The 11772-nt window shown below is 49.2% G+C and carries 9 protein-coding genes and 1 pseudogene; 4 read left to right on the forward strand and 6 right to left on the reverse strand.

Annotated features, from left to right (window positions below; all coding sequences use genetic code 11):
- Positions 1–112: 112 nt before the first annotated feature.
- Positions 113–202, forward strand: a pseudogene (locus tag NDI34_RS26140) (alpha/beta hydrolase); the annotation flags it as partial.
- Here NDI34_RS26140 and NDI34_RS26145 read toward each other — a convergent pair.
- From NDI34_RS26145 to grpE, 6 genes are all read right to left on the reverse strand, one after another.
- Positions 165–530 carry a type II toxin-antitoxin system prevent-host-death family antitoxin gene (locus NDI34_RS26145; protein WP_199303333.1) on the reverse strand — a complete coding sequence of 122 codons (366 nt, stop codon included), beginning with the start codon at positions 528–530 and terminating at the stop codon, positions 165–167. The pseudogene NDI34_RS26140 and the gene NDI34_RS26145 overlap by 38 nt on opposite strands.
- 17 nt (positions 531–547) lie before the next feature.
- Positions 548–1720 carry a small ribosomal subunit biogenesis GTPase RsgA gene (gene rsgA / locus NDI34_RS26150; protein ID WP_348234285.1) on the reverse strand — a complete coding sequence of 391 codons (1173 nt, stop codon included), beginning with the start codon at positions 1718–1720 and terminating at the stop codon, positions 548–550.
- Positions 1717–1992 carry a sulfurtransferase TusA family protein gene (locus NDI34_RS26155; protein WP_190413870.1) on the reverse strand — a complete coding sequence of 92 codons (276 nt, stop codon included), beginning with the start codon at positions 1990–1992 and terminating at the stop codon, positions 1717–1719. The genes rsgA and NDI34_RS26155 overlap by 4 nt, the downstream gene beginning before the upstream one ends.
- Positions 1992–3116, reverse strand: coding sequence for a molecular chaperone DnaJ (dnaJ, locus tag NDI34_RS26160; protein WP_348234286.1), 1125 nt, complete (start codon positions 3114–3116; stop codon positions 1992–1994). The genes NDI34_RS26155 and dnaJ overlap by 1 nt, the downstream gene beginning before the upstream one ends.
- A 101-nt stretch (positions 3117–3217) precedes the next feature.
- On the reverse strand, positions 3218–5176 hold the full coding sequence (gene dnaK / locus NDI34_RS26165; protein WP_348234288.1) for a molecular chaperone DnaK: 1959 nt from the start codon (positions 5174–5176) through the stop codon (positions 3218–3220).
- Between the two features lie 145 nt (positions 5177–5321).
- Complete coding sequence (gene grpE, locus NDI34_RS26170) at positions 5322–6101, reverse strand: nucleotide exchange factor GrpE (protein ID WP_348234287.1); 780 nt, start codon at positions 6099–6101, stop codon at positions 5322–5324.
- Between the two features lie 838 nt (positions 6102–6939).
- Here grpE and NDI34_RS26175 point away from each other — a divergent pair.
- From NDI34_RS26175 to NDI34_RS26185, 3 genes are all read left to right on the forward strand, one after another.
- Positions 6940–8931: a GspE/PulE family protein gene (locus tag NDI34_RS26175; protein ID WP_190413827.1), complete on the forward strand. Its 1992-nt coding sequence runs from the start codon at positions 6940–6942 to the stop codon at positions 8929–8931.
- A 108-nt stretch (positions 8932–9039) separates the two neighbouring features.
- Entirely contained in the window at positions 9040–10146 is a 1107-nt protein-coding gene (locus NDI34_RS26180; protein WP_190413828.1) for a type IV pilus twitching motility protein PilT, read from the forward strand.
- Between the two features lie 187 nt (positions 10147–10333).
- A complete protein-coding gene (locus NDI34_RS26185) occupies positions 10334–11560 on the forward strand; it encodes a type II secretion system F family protein (RefSeq protein ID WP_190526935.1) in 1227 nt (408 codons plus the stop codon).
- Positions 11561–11772: the final 212 nt, after the last annotated feature.

Consider the following 11772-nt stretch of genomic DNA (forward strand, 5'->3'; position numbering starts at 1 on the left):
TATGAACTTCGGCTCAGTCAAAGGTAAGATGAGTAAAACTTATGACTGGCAGCTAGCAATCGTCTAATTTTAGACCCCATATTACCCCAGCGACGACTTTTGCAAGAGGTCTAAAGAACAGAGCGCAAATCTGTATGCCCAAAAGCTGGCTGAGCAGGGATTCGTCACCTTGTCCCTCGATTTGTCTTTCTGGGGCGAGAGCGGTCGTCGGATCGAGCGCCCGTTTGCGACCACCTTCCGTGGAAGCTCAACTCCGGAGAGCGACGTGACAACGAGTAAGCCTGACGAAATCCCCGAAGCGGTTCTTTGGCTTGATTCGGATGCGACTTCGTTTGTAATTGAACATGCGATGTCCGTCGATGGAGAATTTGTACACTCCCAAACTGAGGACGACGCTTCAGGGGCGACACTGGCACTAATTTGACAACAGGATGGTTGTCTTTCGAGATCGTGATTTCTTCACCACGAAGTGCCACCTCAATTAATTTGGGCAGAGGTTGAGATGCCGCAGCGAGATCGATTTGCTGCATAAATCTAACCCTCTTTTTTATTCATCTTCCATCTTTTCTGAAAAATCCGTGTCTTGATACACTTGGTCAAGTGCCTGCTGTTGAGTCCGCCGGGAAGGACGACGGTATTTTTTTGCTTCCAACCGGGGTTCGTATTGACTGTGCCCTTTACCCTTCGTTTTCATTTTCAGGGTGGCGTCGGGATCGGCTTGTTGGTTCAGATGAGTAGAAAGAGCGATCGCATCTTTCAGAAAATCTAGATAATGCTCGTAACGTTCCCAATCCCCTCGTACCGCACAATTCGGCTCATCCCGATGCAGGCAATCACTAAATTGACATCGGGCTACCGCTAAGCGCTGCCGTGCCTCTGGGAAATAATGCACTAACTCTTCCGGAGTCGCATCCAAGTCTGGTTGGTTGAAGCCAGGGGTATCTGCAATGAACCCGCCTGTCGGTAATTCAAACAATTCAACGTGTCGCGTCGTATGACGCCCTCGGCTGAGTTTGCCGGAAACTTCTCCGACGCGCAGATTGACGCTGGGAATAAGATAGTTTACAATGCTCGATTTCCCGACGCCAGAAAGACCCGCAAAAATAGTAATTTTATGATTTAGCTGATGCTGGAATTCTTCTAGACCTTGATCTGTGTGGACGCTGATAAATATCGGTTGGTAGCCCCACCCTTGCAAGCGATCGCGCCATTGGTTGAGTTTGTCAGTTGTCGCTAAATCGCTTTTATTTAAGCAAAGGCAGACTTCTAAGCCAGTAGACTCTCCTTTTACCAGAAAACGACTCAATTGATAGGCATCCAACGTAGGTTCTTCTAGGGCAAAAACGAGAAGAATTTGCTGAGCATTTGCCACTGGAGGACGATCTAGTTCGCTTGTGCGGGGGAAAACTTCGGCGATCGCTCCCCGTCCACCTGCCCAGTCAGCTTCCTCAATCAGAACGCGATCGCCTACCATCACTTTCTGACCTATTTTTTTCAGCCTTGCCCGACGAGTACACAGGAGAAAGGGAGTTATCGGCGGGGTGTCAGCTTCCAACTCCAAACTACTGAGGTCTAGTCGCACTTGATAGAAATTCGCCTGCACAGCCACCACCGTCCCAATTAACGGCGAAGATTCTTCCAACCGATTAACCGGATCTGGAAATTTCTCCTCCCTCTCCTCTCCTGTCGGCGGTAGCGACGGAGGTAGTACAGAACTCATAGGGAAGCTGGACGCCGCACCCTCAGGGCAAAAAAGCCTGTGCGGTCTTCAGACGCAATGAATCGCGTCTCTTCAATTGTGTAGCCCGCCATCGCTAAACTATCAGGAACCTGCTCAATTGGCTCACCCGGATCTAGCCACACTTCTAATAAGGTGCCGGGTGCCATTTGTTCCAGGCGGAGTTTGGTGCGAACGAAGTTAATCGGGCAAGGCGTCCCCCGCAAGTCCAGCTGAGCGTCCGGCACATCCGTTGCAGTCGCTGGATTGTCGATCACTTGAACAACCCTCCTAAAAATCCTTCTAAACCGCCTTTCCCAGTGCGATCGCCTTTGATTTTAGCCAGCTTCTCTAGCAGTTCCCGTTCTTCAGCCGTAATTCGATTGGGAATATCAATTCCTACATTAATCAGGTGATCTCCCCGGCTGACTGGGTTCCCTAGTTTGGGTACGCCATGATTTTCTAGCGTCAGCACCGTATTCGGTTGCGTTCCCGCCGGAATTGTTAACTCTACCGGCCCATCTACTGTATTCACTTCCAGACGGCATCCTAAGATCGCCTGCAAGTAGCTAATCTTAATCTCTGACAGGACGTTAATCCCATCCCGCTGAAACTCTGCGTCTTCCTCAACAAACAAATAGACGTACAAATCTCCCGGAGGACCACCGCGCAGACCAGCGTCTCCTTCTTTAGAAACGCGCAGCCGGGTTCCATTATCTACCCCTGGAGGGATAGTAATTTTAAGCTTTTTCGTCTCCTGTTTGCGACCGACGCCTCCGCAAGTTTCACACTTGTCCTCAATTACCTGCCCTTCACCGTTACAGGTGGGACAGACAGAGACTTGGGTAAAGCTACCAAAGGGAGTCCGTGTCGCACGACGCACTTGACCGGAACCACTGCAAGTTGGACAGGCTCGCGGTCGCGTTCCTGGCTTGGCACCTGCACCGCTACAGGTAGCACAGGTTTCTAGATGGGGAATCCGGATTTCTTTTTCGCCCCCAAAGACGGCTTCCCGAAATTCCAGCTTTAAATCTAACCGCAGGTCGTCACCGCGAACGGGACCGCTACGTCTGCGAGCAGCCGTTTGACCCCCGGCACCCCCAAACCCACTGAAGAAGCTTTCAAAAATATCGGCAAAGTTACCAATATCGCCTAAGTCTGGGCCAGCTCCGACACCAGAAGCCACCCCGGCTTCTCCATAGCGATCGTAGCGAGTCCGGGTTTCTGGTTCCGAAAGGACTTCGTATGCTCGATTGATTTCTTTAAAGCGTTCTTCCGCCCCTGGCTCTTTATTGACATCCGGGTGATATTTCCGGGCCAGACGGCGATAGGCACGCTTAATTTCCTCTTTGTCTGAGTCACGGGAGACCCCGAGAATTTCATAGTAGTCGCGGGCCATAGAACGCTGCTTCTTTAGGGGTTAAGGGTTAGGAGAACGGAAAAATGAAAACTTTAGATATCCTTCAATTTTTCATTTTTCCTTTTTTATTTTTAATTGATTTAGTCAACTGGCTCGTAGTCAGCCTGAACGGTATTATCGTCATCAAATCTAAAGTCATCGTCATCGGGTGTGGAGTCAGGCGCTTCACGAAACTCTGGGGATATGCCACTTTCCAAGCTTTCGTAATCATCCGGTGTCTCGCGTCCGCTGGCTTGCTGGTACACGGCAGCACCAATCGCAAACAGTGTCTGCTGAAAATCGTCAATCTGTTGTTTGATCTCCTCAACACTAATTGAGGGGTTAGCCAGCGCCGCTCGCACCGCTGTAGCCTTCTTATTTGCCTGCGTTTTGATATCCTCTGCAACCAGATCCCCGTTATCATTTAACGTCGATTCATAGCTGTAGAACAGGCTATCAGCCTGATTTTTCAGCTCCACTACTTGCATCCGACGCTGGTCTTCTTCGGCATAGGTTTCAGCTTCGTGCCGCATCCGTTCGACTTCGCTGGCACTCAAGCCGCCGGTATTGCTAATCCGGATACTCTGCTCTCTCCCAGTGCCTTTGTCTTGAGCCAATACTTTGAGAATTCCATCAACGCCAATTTCAAAGGACACTTCAATTTGAGGGATGCCTCTGGGAGCGGGGGGAATTCCTGCTAGGAGGAATTTGCCAAGACTTTTGTTATCTTTCGCCATCGCCCGCTCACCCTGCAAGACGTGAATTTCCACGCTGGTTTGTCCGTCGGTGGCGGTGGAAAAAACTTGGGATTTTGTCGTGGGAATTGTGGTGTTGCGCTCAATAATTTTTGTAAACACTTCTCCCAAGGTTTCAATGCCCAAGCTTAGGGGGGCAACATCCAATAGCAGCAGATCCTCGACTTCACCGCTTAAGACGCCTCCTTGGATCGCTGCTCCCAGCGCCACTGCTTCATCCGGGTTGATCGACCGATCGGGTGCTTTGCCGCCAAAAAACTTCTTAATCGCATCTTGAACGGCAGGAATTCGAGTTGAACCTCCTACCAGGATGATCCGGTCAATCTCATTGGCTGTCAAACCGCTGTCTTTGATCGCCTGAGCTACAGGCTCAATGGTACCTTCCACCAAATGGTTAACGAGTTCTTCAAACTGGGCGCGGGAAAGTTCCATCTCTAAATGTTTTGGCCCGGTTTCATCGGCGGTGATGAATGGCAAATTGATGGAGGTGCTGCCCATGCTGGAAAGTTCGATTTTGGCTTTCTCTGCTGCCTCTCGCAACCGCTGGAGAGCCATTTTGTCGGTTCCCAGGTCGATGGAATCTTGCTGTTTGAAGTTTTCGATCATCCAGCGGACAATGCTGTTGTCAAAGTCATCTCCGCCTAGATGGTTGTTTCCAGAGGTAGCTTTGACTTCAAAAACACCGTCACCCAATTGGAGTACGGAAACGTCGAAGGTGCCGCCCCCTAAGTCAAACACCAGAATGCACTGCTCTTCATCTTGTTTATCTAAGCCGTAGGCAAGAGCAGCTGCCGTGGGTTCGTTGATGATCCGTAAAACTTCCAGTCCGGCAATGGTACCGGCATCTTTTGTCGCCTGCCTTTGGGCGTCTGTGAAGTAGGCAGGTACGGTGATGACTGCCTGGTCTACCTGTTCGCCAAGAAAGTTTTCTGCATCCTGCTTTAGCTTTTGCAGGATCATCGCTGAGATTTCTTGGGGGGTGTAGTTGCGTCCCCGAATTTGGACATCGACGGTATCATCGCGACCTTTGATACAGGTGTAGGGCACGCGCGATCGCTCTATTTCGGTGTCATCCCAGCGGCGACCGATAAAGCGTTTAATGCTGTATACCGTATTTTCGGCATTGGTGACAGCTTGCCGTTTTGCTAGTTGACCAACTAGGCGATCGCCGCCCTTGCCAAATCCCACGATACTTGGGGTCGTTCTCCCTCCTTCTGTGTTAGAGATGACGATGGGTTGACCCCCCTCTAAAACAGCCACGCAACTATTGGTCGTGCCCAAGTCGATGCCAATGACTTTTCCCATAGCTAGCTGTAGTAAAGGTTTACAGGATTTGTTAAGTAGCCGTCGAATTGCTTGTCCGAAATGGTTCGGACCCGGCACCAGATTTCCATCAATTTGATTGTAATTTCTGACGCCTTCAACCGTCGATGCAGTGCATCAAACTCCATTAACTTTCGCCAGAAAGCGGATGACCTTCCTCTGAGGTTACCACGGGCTCCATACCAGCAGCAACTTTGACTAGGGCGTGGCGCAAGACGCGATCGCCCAAGAAATAGCCGCGCACCAGCTGTTCGATCACGGCTCCTTCTGGATATTCATTCGTTGGTTCCCGCATCACGGCTTCGTGGAGATTGGGATCGAAATCTTGGCCCTCCGGACGCATGGGAGATACTCCGATGCGCTTGAGAGCGTCTGCCAGCTGTTTGTAGACACTCTGGTAGCTTTTGTGGATGCTCCATTCTCCATCAGTTTGCGGCTTAATCTGCGATCGCGCCCGCTCAAAATTATCCACTACGGGCAGTAACTCAGTAATGGTGGTGCACTTGATCTGCACCTCCGAGTCTTCCTTCTCTTTGAGAGTCCGCTTGCGGAAATTTTCAAAATCTGCGGCTATCCTCATGTACTGAGTTTTGAAAGAGTCACACTGTTGCGTGCGCTCTTCCACTTGCGCTTTTAAAGCCTCCACTTCCCGCGTCAATGCTTCTACAGCCGCTGCGTTGCTGGCTGCTTCTGCGTTACTTTCGTCTCCGCTGGCTCCGGAGGTTGCACTGGCATCTGATACCGCATCAGATGTATGGCTTGTGCCATACACTGACGCCTCCCCTAATGGTTCTCCATTCAAGGTTCCCGTTTCAGATAATGGTTCATTCCCCATTTCCTGTGCCACCGCCTGGTTATCAACCATTGGAGGTGAAGTATTGTCTTGCTGATTTTCTTCCTCGTTCATTGGGCTATCATCCCAGCTAAGAGACTGCTCGCGCTCATTTTAATCGGTAGTCCTGTCGATGTCGCCACTACCACCTCCCCTTCTGTATCAGGTTGGTGTCTCACCACTCCCTGAGTTAGGGATGGAGAGAACCGGCGCATTGCCACAAAACTTTCCCCTTTCTAGAATCATAGTGTGCCCAGGCATCCTGCCAATACTCTTTAAAGCTTTTGGCTTGACTTTCTGACAAGGCTTGGGTGGGAAAACCGTATCAACACGCCAACCCTACCTTAACCCTACATTGTGCCAAGCTATGCCATCTGCTGGCATTTGCACAGAATTTTCTTTATAGAAGCAATTGCCTATTTTCCGATTGTAACGTCATCTTCACGAATTTCAGGATAGCCATTGAGCGAGTGGGCGTGTCAGACATCAGAATCTAGACAGTAGACTATGTATGAATCGCAAAATAAATTAAGACAATCCTACGCCTAAGACTTGGTTAAGGCTATTATCGTGAATGTTCCCTACCACGTTCAGCTTTACACGCTCCTTGTCATTAACCAAGTCGTGTCCGAGTCTTCCAAGGCTCCGGCAGGTCTTAAATCTTAAAACTTACAGCATCGTTGTACGGATATTACTGCTTGCGGCTAGTCAGGAGCAAATTGGCTTATCGCGTCAATTTTGCCTTTAAAATCGCCGCAACGGCTCAGCATAAATGATGAAACGGTCTGGTGATACTGCGGGGGCGCAAGCCTAAGTTGCGATCTAGACCGTAAAAATTTAGTTTTTGGCTGACGATAGCAATTTTGCTTCATGGTTTTGGGAACAATTTGTAAAGAGGTATTCTCACGGATCTATGACTCAATCCTCACCACGAAATCGCGCCCTTGCTGTCCGCAATGAGTTTTCGCCCTTCGGCAACCAGCTGATTCAGGCAGGCTATGTTGACACCGACCAAATGCGGCAGGCTATGGTAGAAAGCCGCAAGTCTGGTAGACCCTTAACCGAGGTTCTAGAAACGATTACTGGGCGATCGCTTCCCCCAGATTTGCTACGTCAGTATAAAAAACAACAGCTTTTTGAACTCAAAATTCTTTACGGAGTTGAATCTCTAGATCCGGAAATCAGCCAAATTCCCACTTCTCAGATTGGGTCTTTGATTGAAACCCTGATTCCGATCGATATCTGTAGTCGCTATAAACTGGTACCTTTAACGAAAAATGACACCCAGCCCCCCTCGGTACTGGTGGCAATGGTCGATCCAGATAATTTAGCGGCTCAGGACGATCTCAACCGCATCTTACGACCCCAGGGCATCGCCTTGCAGCGAATGGTGATCACTCTGGAAGACTGTTTGAATCTAATTAACCAATACAAGGATGAGCAAACCAGGAAAGAGGAAGTAGCGCGAATCCAAAAGTCTGTGGATGTCTCAGACGTTCTGGATAATTTGAACGACTTAGGCGATGCACCTCCTGAAATTGAAGATGACCTGAATGTAGAGGATGCACAGGGCGCTCCCGTCATCAACTTGGTTAACAGAATCCTCCTCAAGGGTCTGCAAGAGCAGGTTTCAGACATTCATATTGAACCCCAAGAAGAATTCTTACGCATTCGCTTCCGGAAAGATGGGGTGCTACAACAAGCCTTCGAGCCGTTCCCGAAAAAAATCATCCCAGCCGTCACAGCTCGCTTCAAAATCATGGCTGAGCTAGACATTGCCGAGCGACGGATGCCCCAGGATGGTCGTATCCGGCGGGTGTTTGAAGGGCGTAAGGTTGACTTTCGGGTGAATACCTTACCCAGCCGCTACGGCGAAAAGGTGGTCTTGCGAATTCTCGATAACTCTTCCACCCAGCTAGGTTTGGATAAGTTAATTTCCGATTCGGAATCGCTAGAAATTGTCAGAGAAATGGCAAGCCGTCCCTTCGGCTTGATTTTAGTAACCGGGCCAACTGGGTCTGGTAAATCTACCACCTTGTACTCGGTTCTGGCAGAACGGAACGATCCGGGAATTAATATCAGTACGGCAGAAGACCCGATTGAGTATGCCTTGCCTGGGATTACTCAGGTACAGGTAATTCGAGAGAAAGGAATGGATTTTTCCTCGATCTTACGAGCCTTCATGCGCCAAGATCCGGATGTAATTCTGGTGGGTGAAACGCGGGACAAAGAAACGGCGAAAACCGCAATTGAAGCAGCACTAACCGGACACTTGGTGCTGACAACCCTGCACACCAACGATGCCGCCGGTGCGATCGCCCGCTTAGACGAAATGGGTATCGAGCCATTCATGGTATCGGGTTCGCTGATTGGCGTTTTGGCGCAACGCTTGATGCGGCGTGTTTGTAGCGAGTGTCGCCTTTCCTATTCACCCACTTCACAAGAACTCGGTCGATTTGGTTTATCGGCTTCTGGGGACGGGGATATTACCTTCTACAAAGCCAATACTTTACAACCCGATGAAGCGAAGGAAGCCAAAAGCAGAAATGCTCTGTGCCAAAAATGTAATGGCATTGGCTATAAGGGACGTGTGGGTGTTTATGAAGTCATGCGCGTAACCGAACGCTTGCAAAATTTAATCAGCCAAGGTGCCCCCACCGAGCGCATTAAAGAAGCAGCCGTGGAAGAAGGGATGAAGACATTGCTGGCATACAGCTTAGACCTGGTACGCCAAGGTTATACCACTCTGGAAGAAGTAGAACGGGTGACATTTACAGATTCTGGTCTAGAGGCAGAACTCAAAGCCAAGCGGAAGAGCGGTCTAGAATGTGTCACTTGCACTGCTGAGTTAAAGCCAGAGTGGCTAGATTGTCCTTATTGCATGACGCCTCGCTTTTCCGAATAAATTTCAATCGTCAATCGCTAATGGCGAATGGCAATCACCCAAGCTACGCCCTTAGTCAAGGAAAAATTAGCAACTGAGAAATCAAGAATCACCCCAGGAGACAGCCTCATGGAATTAATGATTGAAGACTTGATGGAGCAACTCATTGAAATGGGCGGCTCAGATATGCACATCCAGGCAGGAGCGCCGGTTTACTTTCGCATTAGTGGGAAACTCAACCCCATTGGGGACGAACCGCTTCCTCCCCAGGAGTGTCAGAAACTCATCTTCAGTATGCTGAACAACACGCAGCGTAAGGAATTAGAGCAAAACTGGGAACTTGACTGCTCTTATGGGGTTAAGGGATTGGCTCGCTTCCGCGTCAATGTGTACAAAGAGCGGGGCTACTATGCGGCGTGCTTAAGAGCGTTGTCTTCTAAAATTCCGAACTTCGATCAGTTGGGTCTCCCAGACGTCGTGCGGGAATTGACTCACAGACCGAGAGGAATGGTGTTGGTGACGGGGCAAACGGGTTCTGGGAAAACCACCACCCTGGCTGCGATGCTCGACTTGATCAACCGGACGCGAGCAGAACACATCCTAACGGTGGAAGACCCGATTGAATATGTTTACCCGAACATCAAGAGCTTGTTTCACCAGCGTCAAAAAGGCGAAGATACTAAGAGCTTTGCGAATGCGCTGAGAGCCGCGCTCCGGGAAGACCCGGATATTATCCTGGTAGGGGAAATGCGCGACCTAGAAACCATTGGTCTGGCGGTATCAGCGGCTGAAACAGGTCACTTGGTGTTCGGCACCCTGCACACCAGCTCAGCAGCAGGTACTATCGACCGGATCTTGGACGTATTTCCTCCAGAGCAACAGCCCCAAATCCGCGCTCAGTTGTCTGGTTCGTTATTGGCAGTCTTCAGCCAATGCTTAGTGCCCAAACATAATCCGAAACCCGGTGAATATGGTCGGGTAATGGCGCAGGAAATCATGCTGGTAACACCAGCGATCGCTAACTTGATTCGAGAAGGAAAATCTGCTCAAATTTACTCTGCTATCCAGACTGGAGCAAAATTGGGAATGCAGACGATGGAACAGGCTCTAGCTGGCTATGTCAAAGCTGGTGCCATCTCCTTTGAGGCGGCGATGGGCAAATCATCTAAACCTGAAGAATTACAGCGTATCCTGGGGACATCGCCAGCGACAGGGGCAAAAGCTGGCGCTCGGTAGGTTCGAGGCGGTGTAAAACCTATTGCACTAAGCTTGTATGATGCCAGGTAGTCCAGACCGAATATGTTTCGGTCTGGACTACCTGGCATCCCTCAGCAGAAATTGTCAAAAACCTCCCCGGAAGACACCTTCCCATTACAAAAATTTTCCTTTTAAAAGCCATTCTTCTTTCACTTAGAGGTGAGGTATGCCTACCTATATTGCTGATGTTCGAGACTCTAAAGGAGCCGCAAAGAAAGACAAAATTGTTGCCGACTCCCTGGGGAGTGCCCGCGACGCCCTGCGCGAAAAATGGGTTTCTGTTGCAAATATCAAAGAAACTCAAACCTTTGACCTGAGCAAATTAAACCTAAAAGAGTTTCAAACTTCTTTAGCGAAGGTTACGGTCAAGGATAAAGCCGTCTTTTCTCGTCAATTTGCCGCGATGGTCAACGCGGGTGTGGCGATTGTTAGATGTTTGGGCGTACTTTCGGAACAATGTAGCAATCCTAAGCTTAAAAAAGCGCTGGTGGAAATTAGCTCAGAGGTTCAACAAGGTGTGAATCTCTCGGATGCGATGCGTAAACATCCGGAGTGTTTCGATAATCTATACGTCAGTATGGTGCAAGCAGGAGAGGTCGGCGGTGTCCTCGATGAGGTACTCAACCGATTAGCCAAAGTCCTAGAGGATATGGCACGCCTGCAAAACCAAGTCAAAGGGGCAATGGCATACCCCGTGGCAGTGGGAATCTTGGCAATCATTGTCTTTATTTGTATGACCGTGTTTTTGATCCCAATCTTTGCTGGCATTTTCAAAGATTTGGGGACAGAATTACCGGCTCTAACACTGTTCATGCTGTGGATTAGCGAAATCCTCAGAAGTTGGAGGATCATCATCCCTATCATTACTGTCATCGTTGCCTCTTTTGTTTACAGACAGTATTACAAGACGCCAGTTGGTCGTGTGACGATGGATCGCTTTTTCTTGAAAATGCCGCTATTGGGCGACTTGAATGAGAAATCATGTGTTGCTCGCTTTTGCCGCATTTTTGGAACCTTGACTCGTTCTGGAGTGCCTATTCTCACTTGCATGGATATTGTGAGAGATACGGCGGGTAACCAGGTAATTGCTAACGCGGTGGAAGCAGCCAAGCTAGACATTCAACAGGGTGGGATGATGAGCTTAGCTTTGCAAAAAGAGCAGGTTTTCCCAATCCTGGCAATTCAGATGATTAGTATTGGGGAAGAGACAGGTCAGTTAGATGCCATGATGATGAAAGTGGCAGATTTCTATGAAGATGAGGTTGAGCAAGCGGTGAAAGCGCTCACCAGCGTTCTTGAACCCATCATGATGGTGGTATTAGCGGGGATGGTAGCGGTGATTTTGCTTTCAATGTATCTCCCCATGTTTGCTGTGTTTGACAAACTAGGCTAATCAATTTCAGGTTTTGGATTTTTCTCATTCCCAGATTTATCTGGGAATGAGATTTGGGATGGAGGGCTTATGGTACTTAACGATGACCTAATCTCCAATCTAAGATTGAAAATTTAAAATCAAAATATGTTTGTTAAGCAATCCTATTACGAAGCTAGCTTGGCGGAGTACAGTAACCTGTCTGGAGCGATCGCATTGCTCAAGCAGCACCG

Source organism: Trichocoleus sp. DQ-U1, from assembly GCF_039961925.1.
Taxonomy (GTDB): Bacteria; Cyanobacteriota; Cyanobacteriia; order Cyanobacteriales; family FACHB-T130; genus FACHB-T130.

Bases quoted from the DNA above. Each gene is read 5' to 3' on its own strand.
- NDI34_RS26145 (WP_199303333.1), bottom strand. From the start codon at position 530: ATGCAGCAAATCGATCTCGCTGCGGCATCTCAACCTCTGCCCAAATTA.
- NDI34_RS26185 (WP_190526935.1), top strand. From the start codon at position 10,334: ATGCCTACCTATATTGCTGATGTTCGAGACTCTAAAGGAGCCGCAAAG.
- NDI34_RS26180 (WP_190413828.1), top strand. From the start codon at position 9,040: ATGGAATTAATGATTGAAGACTTGATGGAGCAACTCATTGAAATGGGC.
- dnaK (WP_348234288.1), bottom strand. From the start codon at position 5,176: ATGGGAAAAGTCATTGGCATCGACTTGGGCACGACCAATAGTTGCGTG.
- grpE (WP_348234287.1), bottom strand. From the start codon at position 6,101: ATGAACGAGGAAGAAAATCAGCAAGACAATACTTCACCTCCAATGGTT.
- rsgA (WP_348234285.1), bottom strand. From the start codon at position 1,720: ATGAGTTCTGTACTACCTCCGTCGCTACCGCCGACAGGAGAGGAGAGG.
- NDI34_RS26175 (WP_190413827.1), top strand. From the start codon at position 6,940: ATGACTCAATCCTCACCACGAAATCGCGCCCTTGCTGTCCGCAATGAG.
- dnaJ (WP_348234286.1), bottom strand. From the start codon at position 3,116: ATGGCCCGCGACTACTATGAAATTCTCGGGGTCTCCCGTGACTCAGAC.